The organism is Cupriavidus ulmosensis (genome assembly GCF_977008105.1).
In genome coordinates, this window is sequence record NZ_CDRMWP010000003.1 from 232,012 (window position 1) to 246,187 (window position 14,176).

At 63.1% G+C, this 14,176-nt stretch carries 18 protein-coding genes; 9 read left to right on the top strand and 9 right to left on the bottom strand.

Annotated elements, in window-relative coordinates; translation table 11 throughout:
* Nucleotides 1-7: 7 nt before the first annotated feature.
* The 4 genes from ACWTPI_RS35035 to ACWTPI_RS35050 all read right to left on the bottom strand — a co-directional run bounded on the left by ACWTPI_RS35035 (nucleotide 8) and on the right by ACWTPI_RS35050 (nucleotide 1,595).
* Nucleotides 8-406 (bottom strand): copper resistance protein, encoded by a 399-nt coding sequence (locus ACWTPI_RS35035; protein ID WP_454731561.1) that lies wholly within the window; start codon nucleotides 404-406, stop codon nucleotides 8-10.
* Between the two features lie 152 nt (nucleotides 407-558).
* On the bottom strand, nucleotides 559-777 hold the full coding sequence (locus tag ACWTPI_RS35040) for a hypothetical protein (RefSeq protein WP_454731562.1): 219 nt from the start codon (nucleotides 775-777) through the stop codon (nucleotides 559-561).
* 141 nt (nucleotides 778-918) lie between these two features.
* A complete protein-coding gene (locus ACWTPI_RS35045) occupies nucleotides 919-1,383 on the bottom strand; it encodes a hypothetical protein (RefSeq protein WP_454731563.1) in 465 nt (154 codons plus the stop codon).
* On the bottom strand, nucleotides 1,380-1,595 hold the full coding sequence (locus ACWTPI_RS35050) for a hypothetical protein (RefSeq protein ID WP_454733285.1): 216 nt from the start codon (nucleotides 1,593-1,595) through the stop codon (nucleotides 1,380-1,382). Before ACWTPI_RS35050 ends, ACWTPI_RS35045 begins: the two co-directional genes overlap by 4 nt.
* A gap of 777 nt (nucleotides 1,596-2,372) precedes the next feature.
* Between ACWTPI_RS35050 and ACWTPI_RS35055 the strand changes: the two genes are divergently transcribed.
* From ACWTPI_RS35055 to ACWTPI_RS35075, 5 genes are all read left to right on the top strand, one after another.
* A complete protein-coding gene (locus tag ACWTPI_RS35055; protein WP_454733284.1) occupies nucleotides 2,373-2,678 on the top strand; it encodes a hypothetical protein in 306 nt (101 codons plus the stop codon).
* 319 nt (nucleotides 2,679-2,997) lie between these two features.
* A complete protein-coding gene (locus ACWTPI_RS35060) occupies nucleotides 2,998-3,378 on the top strand; it encodes a hypothetical protein (RefSeq protein ID WP_454733283.1) in 381 nt (126 codons plus the stop codon).
* Nucleotides 3,379-3,666: 288 nt separating this feature from the next.
* Entirely contained in the window at nucleotides 3,667-4,434 is a 768-nt protein-coding gene (locus tag ACWTPI_RS35065; protein ID WP_454734090.1) for a class I SAM-dependent methyltransferase, read from the top strand.
* Nucleotides 4,435-4,799: 365 nt separating this feature from the next.
* On the top strand, nucleotides 4,800-5,288 hold the full coding sequence (locus tag ACWTPI_RS35070; protein ID WP_454733280.1) for a CzcE family metal-binding protein: 489 nt from the start codon (nucleotides 4,800-4,802) through the stop codon (nucleotides 5,286-5,288).
* A gap of 128 nt (nucleotides 5,289-5,416) precedes the next feature.
* Nucleotides 5,417-5,692 carry a hypothetical protein gene (locus tag ACWTPI_RS35075; RefSeq protein ID WP_454733279.1) on the top strand — a complete coding sequence of 92 codons (276 nt, stop codon included), beginning with the start codon at nucleotides 5,417-5,419 and terminating at the stop codon, nucleotides 5,690-5,692.
* Between the two features lie 260 nt (nucleotides 5,693-5,952).
* Here ACWTPI_RS35075 and ACWTPI_RS35080 read toward each other — a convergent pair whose 3' ends face one another.
* The gene (locus tag ACWTPI_RS35080) at nucleotides 5,953-7,218 is read right to left on the bottom strand and encodes a type II restriction endonuclease (protein WP_454734091.1); all 1,266 of its coding nucleotides are present in this window, start codon (nucleotides 7,216-7,218) and stop codon (nucleotides 5,953-5,955) included.
* 271 nt (nucleotides 7,219-7,489) lie between these two features.
* Between ACWTPI_RS35080 and ACWTPI_RS35085 the strand changes: the two genes are divergently transcribed.
* The 4 genes from ACWTPI_RS35085 to ACWTPI_RS35100 all read left to right on the top strand — a co-directional run bounded on the left by ACWTPI_RS35085 (nucleotide 7,490) and on the right by ACWTPI_RS35100 (nucleotide 11,171).
* Nucleotides 7,490-7,642, top strand: a complete 153-nt coding sequence (locus tag ACWTPI_RS35085) for a DUF2933 domain-containing protein (protein ID WP_454734119.1) — start codon at nucleotides 7,490-7,492, stop codon at nucleotides 7,640-7,642.
* A 28-nt stretch (nucleotides 7,643-7,670) separates the two neighbouring features.
* A complete protein-coding gene (locus ACWTPI_RS35090; protein ID WP_454734092.1) occupies nucleotides 7,671-10,118 on the top strand; it encodes a heavy metal translocating P-type ATPase in 2,448 nt (815 codons plus the stop codon).
* Nucleotides 10,119-10,184: 66 nt separating this feature from the next.
* Nucleotides 10,185-10,601, top strand: a complete 417-nt coding sequence (locus ACWTPI_RS35095) for a DUF411 domain-containing protein (RefSeq protein ID WP_454733275.1) — start codon at nucleotides 10,185-10,187, stop codon at nucleotides 10,599-10,601.
* Between the two features lie 42 nt (nucleotides 10,602-10,643).
* Nucleotides 10,644-11,171 (top strand): c-type cytochrome, encoded by a 528-nt coding sequence (locus ACWTPI_RS35100; protein ID WP_454733274.1) that lies wholly within the window; start codon nucleotides 10,644-10,646, stop codon nucleotides 11,169-11,171.
* A gap of 130 nt (nucleotides 11,172-11,301) precedes the next feature.
* Here the strand turns inward: ACWTPI_RS35100 and ACWTPI_RS35105 are convergent, their stop codons facing one another.
* From ACWTPI_RS35105 to ACWTPI_RS35120, 4 genes are all read right to left on the bottom strand, one after another.
* Entirely contained in the window at nucleotides 11,302-11,781 is a 480-nt protein-coding gene (locus ACWTPI_RS35105; RefSeq protein ID WP_454733273.1) for a cupredoxin domain-containing protein, read from the bottom strand.
* Between the two features lie 67 nt (nucleotides 11,782-11,848).
* Complete coding sequence (gene copD, locus ACWTPI_RS35110; RefSeq protein WP_454734093.1) at nucleotides 11,849-12,766, bottom strand: copper homeostasis membrane protein CopD; 918 nt, start codon at nucleotides 12,764-12,766, stop codon at nucleotides 11,849-11,851.
* Between the two features lie 7 nt (nucleotides 12,767-12,773).
* Entirely contained in the window at nucleotides 12,774-13,160 is a 387-nt protein-coding gene (gene copC, locus ACWTPI_RS35115; RefSeq protein WP_454734094.1) for a copper homeostasis periplasmic binding protein CopC, read from the bottom strand.
* A 39-nt stretch (nucleotides 13,161-13,199) separates the two neighbouring features.
* Nucleotides 13,200-14,117 carry a copper resistance protein B gene (locus ACWTPI_RS35120; RefSeq protein ID WP_454734120.1) on the bottom strand — a complete coding sequence of 306 codons (918 nt, stop codon included), beginning with the start codon at nucleotides 14,115-14,117 and terminating at the stop codon, nucleotides 13,200-13,202.
* Nucleotides 14,118-14,176 lie beyond the last annotated feature (59 nt).

Sequence of the window (14,176 nt, forward strand, 5' to 3'; positions counted from 1 at the left end):
GCGGAGGCTAGTTTCGGAAACAGCAGTGGAGGATGGGCAGGGGGCGAGGGGGCCCGCGTGGCACCGCGTCGGCGTAGGCCGCTCGCTGGCTGACGACTACCGGTACCAACGCCGGCTCAACCAGATTGACGAGCACGGGCTGGAACGCAGGAATCTGCGCGCTGGGGTGGTCGGCCGACTTGGAGCCAAGCTGGCAGTGCTCCAGGCACAAGCCATTATGGGCAGCCGGCGCTTCGGCCTTCTGCGTCATGTCCGGACAGGACTCCGTCATGCCGGCCATGTCCGCCATCCCTTCCATCGAATACCGGCTGCCCGCGCAGGCGTAGGCGGCCGCTGCCAGCTGAACTGTCAGGAATGTACTCAACAGGAAGGCGGCAAGCCAAAGCCGGCGAAAACGGGTACGCACGTGGAAGACTCGGTTTGAGGCGAATGGTAGCAGCGTTTGGGCTCTTCCGGCACATCGTGCGGTTTGCCCCAGATCTAATGCAGACGGGGTAGCCCATCCGGGGGAGCGCTCCGGCGAGCCACGCGAACGCAGGCACCGGAGCGCGGGCTCGGTTACTTGGGTTGACCCATCATTTCGCGACACTTTTGCATCATGGCGGCATGGTCGCGCATCATCGCCGCGTGGTCCTCCGTCTGCTGTTTCTGTTGTTGCGCCTCAGCTCGCTTGGCGGCACGAGCCTTTTCGATCACATACCAATCAGGTCCGGCGACGGCCGATAGCGAGAGCGCCAGGGCGACGGCGCCCACAAGAGCGTGAAGCAGGGATTTCATGATTATTCCTCGTTCCGTATAGGCAGGGACCGCCTAAACCCCAAGAGCGGGCGGCAGGCAACACTGCAAATGGCTAAGTCAGACAGGAGCACGCGTGGCGCGGAGGCGCCAGCTGCGGCAACGCTGTGTGGCGGGATTGCGCTACAGACGGACGCGTTTCGGCGGGCGCTCGAGGCGAGCCGGAACGACGGAGAGATACGCGAATTCCGGATGGGCGACCAAAACGCTGGTCCATGCATCCGTGGTGGACCCGGTTGCTAACGGCGTGCCAGCGAAGACCGCACAAGCGGAGGACGTGCAGGGAATACGAGACGGGCCGCTGGCATGCCGGTCGCCGGCACAGCTGTGACTGACGCAGTCATGCGGGCTGGCGGTCTCGACACTGGCCTGCGCCCCTTGCACAGGCATATGAGCAGGCATGTCAGCCAGGCCGGCGACACAGCAACTGTCCAACGGCCCGGCTTGCGCCCGCAGGGGCAAAGCCAGCGCCAGGGTCAGCAGCATGACGACACGCCAAAACTGTTTCATATGCTTACGCATTGGGCGCTCCGAGCCGACGCGCGGTAGCGCCGTCGCGGATCTGTCTTCAGTATAGGTCTTCATCATGCTCGAGCCACCGGCGGTTCCGGCGTCGCCCGGCCCGCAGAACCGGGCGACGCGAACGACAGGTAGACCTCGTCGAGCAAGCGATTGTCCCCGCCGGCCAATCGCTCCAGGGCGGCTAGCAGGTGCTCGGCCACACCGTACTGCTGCTGGTCGCATGCCCGCCGGAATACCGCGAACACGTCATCAAATAGCAATTGCGTCGCAGTGTTCATGGCTTGCCCCGCTTAATGCACTGTGTGGCCATGGCGCTGTCGCCGCCATGCCGTCCTCAATTACACTATGGACCTTCCCATGGGGGTAAGGTCAAGCAGTGCTTTTGCTCGAGGGCGCATGCGGCGAATGAGCCCGAGTTGCGGTACGCAACCCCGTTACTGCGGGGATCGGGCCAGGCGGCGGAGTCGAGCCAGCGGTGGAGCGCCGCCGTACGCGGTGCTATCGGATTCAGAGCCGTCGATGCATACAGGGCCCGCTTCTGGCGCTGAGGCGTAAAACGCAGTCACGCCACGGATCCGAATCTTTTTGATAGCCGAGCTTTTCGCAAGCGGGTCCCTGAATCTGTAGCGATGCCTCCATGTCACGCTCGGCTTGCGCGGTACGTTCGGCGACCGTCGCGCACCCACCCAGCATGATCGTAATCAGCAATAAGACACGCATGAAATTCTCCTTCGTCACTCATGGCGTCGGGACGCCGTCGCGCTGCACCGGGCGTCTGGCAGCACGACCGGCAAACCAGCGAAGCGGGTGCGCCAACGGCGATGTCGTTACCGTGAATTTAGGTTCTCGTTGCGATCGCGCCAAGAATTTCCCTTGCGCGGAATTGCGGCACGGCGCCGGCTCTTATTACGCGACCATTACGCGGGGGTAATTCTCGATGGCTTTTGCTTGCCGGCGGGATAGCAGCGTTACAAGCGTTCACATTTGTATAGCACGAACACTCCCTTCAATGCCGAAGTCGTATGCTGTCTTCCTCTACCCGCAAGGCGTTAAACATGAATAAGCTTCCGGTCCTGGTCGGCACCGTCCTACTCATCGGATTCAGTTACGCCAATGCGCAGACGCATGCCTACCCGCATGATGGGCATGGTCGAGGAGGGATCATCCCGCCACGCGCTGCGCATACCGAGGTGCATGCCGTGCCCGCCGTGGCGCTGGTGCACGACTCCCACGCTTCGTATGGCCATGGCGCCGCGGTGCGCGAGCCCCATCGTGAATCGCGCCACGGCATGGATCATGGGCGACGGGAGCATGAGCGGCGCCATCACAACCCATACGCTTACGGTCCGCGCGGTCACTGAGGACGGCGCCAGCCGTTCTCCCGCGGATCGGCGTGCCGAGCCCAATGGGAGGCCGGCGCGCGATGGTGCCCAATCAGGCAGCACGGTGCGACCCCTTTCATCCGAGGCACTCCGCCGCTGCAGAAATTCGCTCGCATGCCCGCCGGGACGCCGTCATGCCCTTCGGTAACGGCGGCCCACCATGCCCCGGCTGATCCGCGGCAGAGCCGCCGTGGTGCGATGGGCGCTGCGTCTGTCATGCCCCTGTCATTTTGCCGTCAGGCCGCTTCTATAAACTCCGCATTCAATCGATGCCTGCTGTCGCCGGATGAGAAGGCTTTTGCGCCACCTATCGCTTTGGTTAGTTGTGCTTGCATTGCCAATCCAGAACGTTGGCGCGGCGGCAACGCTCTCCTGCGCCGAGCTGCAGCAGGGGCGGGTCGCCGGCGCCGTGCTCGACGCCGCTGAGGAGGCGAGCGCCGACAATACCGACGCACTTGGCGACACCACATCGCATCACTGCCTGGCCAGCAAGGAACGCGGCAAGGCGCGCGGTTGTCATGCCTGTTCCTCCTGCACGGCGGCTTCGCCGCTAGCCATCGCTGCCTTTTGGTCGGCACAAGCGTTGCCAACAACCGGCATACCGCTTACCTCTCCGAACACGGCATTTTCCAGCACGACGCCTGAGACGTTGCTACGCCCGCCTTCCCGGCATCTCTGAGGCCGCCGACGCCGTTCCGTTCGCCGGCCATCTCCACCCCGTTCATAGATGTCGTCCTTCGGTTGACCGAGGGCGAACCCTGCCTGCACTCGCGCGCTCGCGATGGCAAGGCAGGCAATTATGGTGCAGCGTTTGATTTCGCCCTGCGGTCGCGCTCGCACAATATTGGAGACAGCGATGCGTATCTGTAATCAATGTAAGGCCCCGCTCAAGATAGACGTGTGGGCCTGCACCGCCTGCGGTTGGCAACCCCGTGTCCACGCGGGCGTGGTTTGCCTGGCGCCAGCCATGATCGTCGACCATGATGGTTTTCACGAACCGCTCTTTGTTGAGTACGAGGGACTCGAAGCGAAGCACTTCTGGTTTGTCTATCGTCGCCAACTGATCCTGGCTGCGCTGCAGCGCTACTTTCCTGACCTGCGGTCATTCATGGATGTCGGGTGCGGGACCGCCGAGAACCTGCGGGCGATCCAGGCGCGCTTTCCGCGTGCACGCCTGGTGGGCGGCGAGGCATCGATGCACGCACTGATGACGGGGCAGCGCAAATGCAAAGCCCAGTTCTTGCAGATGGATGCCCGCGCGATTCCCTTCACCGACGCGTTCGACGTCATGGGGGCGTTTGACGTCATCGAACACGTCGAGGACGACGCCCTGGTCTTGGCAGAGATGTACCGTGCGTGCAGGGCAGATGGGGGCATTATCTTGACGGTGCCACAACATCCCTCGCTGTGGAGCCACATGGACGAAGTGGCCAAGCACAAGCGGCGCTATACGCGCCGGGACCTGGTGACAAAGGTCGAGTCAGGCGGGTTCGAGATTGTCGACGTCACCTCGTTCATGACGCTGCTTTTGCCTGCCATGGCCATCTCCCGGCTGCGGCAGCGCGCCAAGCCGCCTCGCGACGCCATGGATGACGGCTTTCGCATCGGGGCGGCCTTGAACGGCGTGCTAGGCGGTGTTTGCACCATTGAGCACAGCCTGATTCGAGCCGGCCTGCGCTTTGCAGCGGGCGGCTCGCTGCTGGTGGTGGCCAGGAAGAAGGGTTGGACATCATGAGGAACGGCAGCCACTCGTTGACCGGTACGTCACGTGAGGACAAGCACCTGCACCGCACCGGCTGCCATCGGCCGTTGAAATCAGTACGTCTGCGGCCGGAAGCCGACGCGGCATTGCGAGGCGTTGTTCCGGTATGCCGAGCGCTGCAACGGCAACGCGTCGCGGCGCGGCGGGCTGGGAGTCTCGCGTCTCTGAAGCCCGGTTAGGTCGCCAAGCTGACGTTGGCGTACCCATTTCTGCGCCAGGCGTGGGACCGAGGCGAGGGAGCTTACATGGATGTAATTGCCGGGTAACGTCTCGGTGAGCGGTGGCTACCTACCATGGCAGTTAAGAGGTTCTGCCTCGAAACGTCAATGGAGAGCATCATGAATACCAAGAAGACCGCCTTTACCGCACTGGCGTTGTCGGCCCTTTCCGTGCTGTTGGGTTCGCCAGCGTGGAGCGCAGACCAGACCAGAACCAATGCAGGGGACAACTGGGCGCAGCACGTGCAGCGGCAAGCCGCTGAACAAGCCGGCACGCCTGCGCCGCGCGCAGTTCCCGGCGCGGCTCCCAGCGCGATGGCCGAAGCGGGGGCTGCCACACCGTTGGGGCCGCAGGCGGCGCTCTTCGGTAGCCTGGCGCCGGCGAACACGACCTCGCGTGCGGTGACGCTCGGCCCAGGCCTGAAGTCTGTCAATGTGGCCTCGGGCGACACGGTCACCTTCCGCAGTGGCGCGCAGGAAGCCACCTGGACATTCGCCGAATTCGTTCACGGCTCATCCGTGGATCTTGGCGTCCTGTTCCCGGCGCTGCCCAACGCCCGGGGCGTACGCGTCTATATCGAGCGCAGCAAGCTCTATACCGGCGGCTGAAGATCCCAGACTGTCAGGAGTGCCGACATGACAGATTTGTAATTTCGTCGTCAGGCCCTGGTGGGCTACACGGTTCTACACTGTAAGTGCAGGCTCACCGAGCCACTATCGAAGCAAGGAGAAACATAATGCGTACGTTGAAGAAGACTGCCCTTGTGGCACTGACCCTGGCAACCCTTGGCAGCGTCGCGGGCATCGCGCAAGCCGGCGTGAATTCGCCGCGTGATCCCTTTACCGCTGGGGGGCACGCGATGGGCACGCGCGATCCTTTCACCGATGGCAGCCACGCCATGGGCACGCGTGATCCGTTCACCGACGGTAGCCACGCCATGGGCACCCGTGATCCGTTCACGGATGGCAGCCACGCCGTAGGCCCGCGGGACACCTTCAGCGACGGCGCCTGACCTCGGCACCGCACCGTCTCGCCGGGACGGATGGGTCGCCCGGCTGGCGGGTACCTTGCCGCGGTGCGGGTATCGGGGGATTAGCCCGATACCCGCCTAGGTGCTCACGCGCATGCCCAGGGTCTGGCTCTGACCAAGGCCCAGCGGCTCATCATCGCGCCTTAGGCGCGATGATGTTTGTCCATCGCCGGCCCACACGCCGTTGCCATCTGTAACGGCGTCGTGTGGCATCTCCCGGCGCTTCCCTCAAAGTGCCAATTTCAGAGCTGTCTCGCGATGGCTTCGATCGGCTTCAGGCCGCTGCCAAAGCGCGCGATGCTTTCGCGATGCTCGCGCAGGCTGGAGTAGGGGACGTATCGGATATTGAGCGCCGACACGCGGCTGAAGGCCGGCCGGCTTAACTGCGCGCGCACATCGCCTTCCCGATCATCCGGCGCGACCAGAAAGAGGTGCTTGTGGGCGGACTGGTCGGAACCCAGCGCCAGGTCCAGTAAGCGCACGATCCCGGAATAGATCGAGGTGGTATGTTCGACTTCAAAAGCTGCCTCGACCTCGAGTGTCGTGGCGTTCAGCCAGACGGTGTCGATGAGAGGAACGGTATCGCCACCCGCCACAAGCAGCGCCGGCGGCAAAGTTTCGAGACAACCCTTGCTCAGGGGTTCCCCGTTGTACAAGCGGCTTCTGTCGTTCGTGGCAATCCAGACTGCGAAGCCGAGCGACTTGCCGAGATCGCGCAGCCATCCCTGCACCTCGGTATGGGTGGCGTCTTCGGTTTGGCCCAGTTGAATCTGCCTGGCAAGCGCGGCGGCCTGCTCGCGCACCTTGGCCAGTTCCTGCTGCCATGCGGCCACATCGCCTGCCTGCGCTTGCCGCGGTGGCAGCGGATAGCGTTGCATGCCGAGGTCAAAAAGCAGGCCCGCGATGGCGCCAAGATCGTTGGACAGCAGGTCCCGATAGCGCTGATTCAGTGCCAGTACCCCTTCGCGCATTGCCAGATAGTGGTCCCATTTGCCAAGCTTGACCGACGATCCCGTCAGCGCGTTATATCCGTTGACGATCGCCGTATTGAACGGCACGACCAGCGTGGGATGAATAAAATAGAGCAGGTTGGCAGCGGCCGGCCCCAGCCCTTTAATGCCGAGGCTGCTGAGTTGGCGAATCGCGTTAAGGACTTCCAGCTCGGTGTCACAGCAATTGCAGGTGTGCAACAGCCGGGCAAAGGCGCGCTGGTTCTCGGCGTTCTCATAGATGTCCGGGATGCGCAGCTTTGGCTTCCACAGAAAGGCGTGATCCGCGCCTTTGAAAATCTGACGCTGTTCAGCGATCGAGGACACTACGGTCTCCAGGGACGACCCACGGTACGCATTGCCGAATGTCCCTCCCTGGATCTCGTCGACGACGGCCCCGATGCCGCGCCGGATGGAACGGAAATTCTTGAGACGCTCGGGCCAGAGAAACCAAGTTTGATAGGTGCCGCTCTGGTCGGTCTTCCAGCGCTCGATGAGGATGCGTGTGGTGTCGATCATGGTGTTCTTTTTTGCGGGGAGTGTATCACCCCGGCACGTTTTGAACTTGGGCAATCTTTGGGCTCGGGCAGGCTTGACCTTCCCATGGTCGGAAGGTCTATCTTGAAGTCGTCAGGGCTGACCGGAACGAGCCACGCGCTGTCAGCTGCCGTCATGAACGCGTAAGGAGCCTGTCATGAAGATCTGCCATCCGCAATCGCCGGCCGCCGGCACGAACGCCGGCCGATTCCTGCGGTTTCCCTGGCTTCTGCGCTGGGGGGGGGCAATTGCGATGGGGGCCGTTGCGCTAGCCATCCGGCAGGGCCAAGTTGCTTCATGGCTGCCGTTTGCGCTAGTGTTGCTGTGCCCGTTGATGCATCTGTTCCATGGTGGCCACGGGCGCAGTGCCTCACCGGGAAGTTCCAATGAGGCCGTGGATGGATAGCGCACAACGACTAACAGGGAGTCATTCGATGAATGAAACCAGCAGCCAACGCCAGCCACACGACGCCGGGCGCCCGGGTGACGGTGCCAGCCATGCCCACGGTGTGCCCTCGAATACTGGCCATCGGGCGCATGGCGAGCACCACGGCCACCATCCTCACCATGGCCATGAGGGGCAGGGCCAGAGCGCCCTAAGCGCCGGTGCGTTGAAAGATCCGGTCTGTGGGATGGCGGTGTCGGCCCACTCGAGCTTCCATACCGAACACGCTGGCATCCTGTACTACTTTTGCAGCGCGTCGTGCCAGAAGAAGTTCGAGGCCGACCCGGCCAGGTACACGGGCGCGCCGGGGATGCCTGAGGAGGCTCCGGCGGCGCCAGGGACAATCTACACCTGTCCGATGCACCCGGAGATCCGCCAGGATCATCCGGGCAACTGCCCCAAGTGCGGGATGACGCTGGAGCCGCTACTGCCAGACCTCGATGAAGCGGAAAATCCGGAGTTGGTGGACTTTCGCCACCGCTTCTGGTGGACCCTGCCGTTGACCGTTGTCGTGTTCATCCTCGCCATGTTCGCGCACCGATGGGGCTGGATGCAGGCATCCACCCAGAGCTGGGTTGAACTTGCTCTGGCGACGCCTGTGGTGCTGTGGGCGGGTTGGCCGATCTTCCAGCGTTGTGTGCGGTCATTTATCCATCGCAGTCCCAACATGTGGACCTTGATCGGACTCGGGACCGGCGCAGCGTATTTGTACAGCGTGGTGGCTACCGCGGTGCCAGGCGCCTTCCCGCAGGCATTTTCGGCCAATGGCCGGATCGGCGTGTACTTTGAGGCCGCAGCGGTCATTATTTCGCTTACGCTGCTCGGCCAACTGCTTGAGCTCAAGGCGCGCTCGCAAACCTCAGCCGCCATCAGATCGTTGCTCGGCTTGGCACCCAAGACGGCTCGCCGTATTGGACCGGACGGCGCGGAGGAGGATGTGCCGCTCACGCATGTGCATGTCGGCGACCTGTTGCGGGTCAGGCCGGGCGAGAAGGTGCCGGTCGACGGGATCGTGACTGAGGGGAGCAGCTCGGTTGACGAATCGATGATCACCGGCGAACCCATGCCGGTCACCAAGCGCGCGGGAGACCACGTCATCGGCGCAACGATGAATACGTCCGGCAGTCTGGTCATTCGTTCGGAAAAGGTCGGCTCGCAGACGGTGCTGTCCCAGATTGTGCAGATGGTGGCGCAGGCGCAGCGATCGAAGGCCCCGATGCAACGCATGGCCGACAAGGTCGCTGGTGTGTTTGTGCTGGGCGTCATCGGTATTGCCGTCGTGACGTTTTTTGCCTGGGGTCTGTTCGGGCCGCAGCCAAGCTGGGTGTTCGGTCTGATCAATGCCGTCGCGGTGCTGATCATTGCCTGTCCCTGCGCGCTGGGCCTGGCTACGCCGATGTCGATCATGGTTGCAAGCGGCAAGGGTGCCTCCAATGGTGTGCTTTTCCGCGACGCGGCAGCCATCGAGAACCTCCGAAAGGTGACCACGCTCATTGTCGACAAGACGGGTACGCTGACCGAGGGCCGGCCGGCCTTCGAGCGAGCCCTCGGCACAAACGGCTATGCCGACGAAGAGGTCCTTCGGCTGGCGGCGAGCCTGGACCAGGGCAGCGAGCACCCGCTCGCGGCGGCGCTGGTGGAAGCTGCTCGCGCGCGCGGCCTCACGCTGGAGAAGCCAGAAGACTTCGAATCCAGCACCGGGATTGGCGTGCGCGGTGCCGTGGGTGGCAAGAAGCTCGCCATCGGCAACACGGCGCTGATGGAGACGGAAAGCATTCCGACCGAGGCACTGCGCTCGCAGGCCGATGCACTGCGCGCGCAAGGCGCGAGCGTGATGTATCTTGCGGTCGAGGGTCGCCTGGCGGGCCTGCTCGCCGTCTCGGATCCGATCAAGGGCTCCACGCCGGAGGCACTGGCCAGCCTCAAGGCAGAAGGCATCCGTGTGGTCATGGCAACCGGCGATGGTGTTGCCACGGCGAAAGCGGTTGCAGCAAAGCTGGACATTGCAGAGTTTCACGGTGAGGTGAAGCCGGCGGACAAGCTCAACCTCGTCAGCCAGCTGCAGAAAGGCGGCGCCGTGGTCGCGATGGCAGGGGATGGCATCAATGACGCCCCGGCGCTGGCCAAATCTGACGTGGGCATTGCCATGGGTACCGGCACCGATGTCGCGATGAATAGTGCTCAGGTGACGCTGGTCAAAGGAGACCTGCGAGGCATTGCCCGTGCGCGGGGGCTATCTGAGGCGACCATCCGCAACATGAAGCAGAATCTTGGCTTCGCGTTTATCTATAACGCTCTGGGCGTACCGTTGGCGGCAGGGGTACTGTACCCATTCACCGGGTTGCTGTTATCGCCTATGATTGCCGCGCTTGCGATGAGCCTCAGTTCGGCGTCTGTGGTTACGAACGCGCTGCGACTCCGGCAGGCGGACATGTGAGACAAGGCCCCGTACAGCGGGGGCCCCGCCGTGCCATCCGAAGCCAATGTTTTTTGAGGAGTATCAATGAAGCATATCCTGACCACTGTCGCGTTCCTTGCGATTGGCGCGAGCGCGTATGCGGCGTCGCCCACGCTCACCGTCTACAAGGGCCCCAACTGTGGTTGCTGTGAAGAGTGGGTCAAGCACGTGAACCAGGCCGGCATCCGGACCAAGGTGATCAATTCGTCCGATGTCGCGGCGGCGAAGACGCGGCTTGGTGTGCCCGCGCAGTTCAGTTCCTGCCATACCGCGGTGATGGGTGGCAGCGGACAGGTTGTGGAGGGACACGTGCCGGCTGTTGCGATCCGAAAGCTCGCTGCGAACCCGTCCTTGAAAGGTGCCGCTGTGCCCGGTATGCCCGCCAATTCGCCCGGCATGGGGCGGATGGACGGAAACCTGATTACCGTCGATTTTGGCGGCAAGCCGTTCTCGAAAGACTAGTGCGTGGGCTGGCAGCGCACTGGGCGCTGCCTGGCAAGCGAAATGGAAGAGTCGAATAAGACGCGCTGGAGCGTTGCCGGCTTGCTAGCGCTGGGCGCAGCGGTGGCCACGGCGATTGCACTGCAGACAAAGCGCTATCTGGAGGCGCCCGTTGCCGAGAAAGGGCCCGCTGAAGCGCGGCAGCTGCGCATCGATGCTTCGGATCCGGTGCACGTGTCCCGCGGCAAGCAGCTGTACCCGCAGGCATGCGCGTCATGCCATGGGACAAAGCTCGAAGGGCAACCGAGCTGGCGCGAGCGGCTTCCAAATGGCCGCATGCCAGCGCCACCGCACGATGCATCCGGGCACACCTGGCACCATGCCGACGCAGTGCTGTTTGCGATCACCAAGCATGGGCTGGTGCCCGGCATTACCGCGCCCAAGGGTTATGTGAGCGACATGCCGGCATTCGGCAAGTCAATGTCCGATGACGACATCATCGCTGTGCTGGCCTACATTAAGAGCACCGGGCCGGCCAAAATGGCCGCGGCCCAGCGCGAAGCGACCGATCAGTATGCCAGCCGGCGGTAGTCTCGGGCAGGCATTCACCTCTGCTTTTTGCAGGGGGCGGCAACGCGCGACAGCACGCGCCCAGTGGAAGCCGCCGCCTTGCGCGGTATCGCGGACGACGGAACGCCCCACTGCGGCGAAACGCTCGGCTTTACTTGACGACGACCTTTCCGACCATGCCGGCTTCGAAATGTCCCGGTACCAGGCAGGCGAAGTCGACCGTCCCAGGCCCGTCGAACTTCCAGACGAGCACGCCTTGCTGGCCGGGCGCAAGCGTGACCTGATTCGGGCCGGCGGCATGCTTTTCGGCGGGCATGCTGCGCATCATCTGCGCGTGCTCCTTCAACTCACCGGCAGTGCCGATGACCATTTCGTGCTCGACCTTGCCGACATTGCGCACGACGAAGCGCACCGTTTCGCCGCGCTTGACCGCAATCGAATCCGGCGTGTAGCGCATCGTGTCAGCCATCGCCACATTGACCGTACGCGATGCCTTGGCGGGATTGCCCGGCTGGCCCGCGGCCGACTTTGTGGAGGTGCCGTGGCTCGCGTGACTGTCCATGCTGCCCGCTGCAAAGACCAGCATCGGTGTCATGCCCAGTGCCAGCAGTAGTTGCTTGATCGTCTTCATGGCGTCTCCTTGGCGGTTGATGAAGGAAAGAGTGCTCAGCAGTGCCGCGCGGCTCGTGAGGACGACGCTACATGCCCGACGGCGACAGGATGCCGAGTGAGGCGACGAGCGCCAGGATGAGCGTTGCGGCGCTGGTCTCGAACATCAGGCTGCGTCGCAGCGTACGAACGGCTACGGCATGATCTCCGGTTCGGACGGCTCGCTCGAGCTGCGGACTGAGGTGAAAGCGATTGGCCGCTGCAAGGGCGAGCATCGTGGCGAATAGTGCCAGCTTGGACACCAGGAGGCCACCGTAAGACGTGAGCGACAGATCCGGCAGGGCGGGCCCGACGATCAACCAGTAGTTCACCGCACCGGTGATGGTCAAAGTCGCGACGACGATGGTGCCGACTTGGGCGAAGCCGTTGGACGTACGGCTTAACAAGGCGACTTTCCCGGGCGTGGCGGATGGGCGGGACAACAAGACGAACGCCAGGAGGGCGCCCACCCAGGCACCCGCTGCCATCAAATGGGCAATATCGGAGGCAAGGTGGACATAGCGCCGGCCGCCGTCATCCATTGCGCCGTGGCCGCCCCAGGCGAGCGTAGATAGCGCAACGCCGCCCGCGACCGCAAGCACGCCGAACTGCATCGTCGGCTGCCGGCGGGCAAACAATGCGATAGCCACGCAGAGGAGCAGGGCAACCAGCCGCACGGCCCACGCCGCGCCAAAGTCGGTGCCCGTCACAATCATTTCGAAGACGTGGCCTTGCAGCTCCGCGTATGTGGACGCACCGGTCATGCCTTTGGCCATGACGGCAATATTCGCCAGCGACAGGGCGATCCCCAGGGCCGCGACCGCCGCGCAAATCGCCACAAAGCGCGCGCCGATCCGCGACGACATCTCATCACGGCGTAGTGCGTACAGACCAAACAGCGGCAGTCCGAACAGTGTTGTCAGGTCGAAATAGAGTGCAAAGCGCACCGCAATAGTTGCCAAGTCCATTGGCCGCTTACTTGACGGTGAACGCGATATTGCCGTTGATCGGATGCGTGTCAGACGACACGGCACGCCAATCCACGCGGTAGCTACCCGGAGCCAGCGTCTGGGCCGGGGTAATGACCATGGTCTTGGGATCGTCGCTACCGGAGACCTTGGCGGCGACCTTCATCGGCGAATGGTTGGCCATGCCGGGCATGCCGGTCATGACGAGGCTTGCGCCAGAGAACTGGGTCGCCAGGTTCTCCGAGAACTTCAGTTCGATCTTTTGCGGCGCCGAGACTTCGGCTTGATCGGCGGGCGTGGACGACACCAGCTTCGGATGGGCGAAGGCAACGGAACTAGCTAGCATGGCAGCCACAGCCAACGTGGCACGAATGGTGAAGCGGGGCGCTTGCATGGTGAACTCCAAATATATAACGTGGGTTGAAATGCGTGGTTAGAACCACATGCGAACACCCGCCACGAAACGAGTTTCGCCACTACGGCCGCCTGAGGCGCGAACCATGTCGGCGGTGTTGCCAAAGGTCTGATACCGTTCGACGCCGATATACGGGGCGAACTGGCGGCTGAACTCATAGCGCAGACGCAGGCCGACCGCACCATTGGCAAGCCCGTTGCCTACGCCGACCTCCGGGTCGTTCTTGCCGTAAAGATTGGCCTCGATTCTTGGCTGCAGAATCAGGCGCTGGGTAATCAGCAATTCATACTCGGCAGACAGGCGCAGCGCAGTGCGTCCTTCCGTTCCGATATAGCCGGTTGCGTCGACCTCGAACCAGTACGGCGCCAGGCCCTGGACACCGAATGCCAGCCAGTTGCGTGTCGGCCGTCCATAACCGGCATCATTGCGGATACCCAGTTGCGTGTCCCAATAAGTAGCGATCGCATGGCCCCACAGCAACTCGGTGCGGGCCTCGTGGATCTTGCGTTTCTCGGCTTCCCCCTCTGCCTTGATCACAAGCTTGTTATAGGTGCTGCCGATCCACGCTTGAGCCTCGTAGGCGGCAGCATTGCTTTCGTTACCTTTGACCCATTCCAGGCGGTCAACCAGCACCGAGGCGAACAGGTGCTCGTCTGCCATGTGCAGCGACCGGGCCGTTCCGACAGCATACTTGCCTACACCGAGTTGATATCCGCCCGAGTAACCGTGCGGATCGCGCGCGTCCGCAGGAGCGCTTCCGCCTTGCATCTGCATGTCGCCATGGTCCATGCCTTGCATCGAGCCTTGGCCCATACCCTGCATCTGGCCGTGGTCCATGCCCTGCATCGAGTCCTGGCCCATACCCTGCATCTGGCTGTGGTCCATGCCTTGCATAGTGTCCATACCTTGCATTTGGCTATGGTCCATGCCCGGCATCTGGCTGCGCTCCATGCCTTGCGCGCCGTCTGTCTTGCCTTGCGACTTTGCTTTCGGCG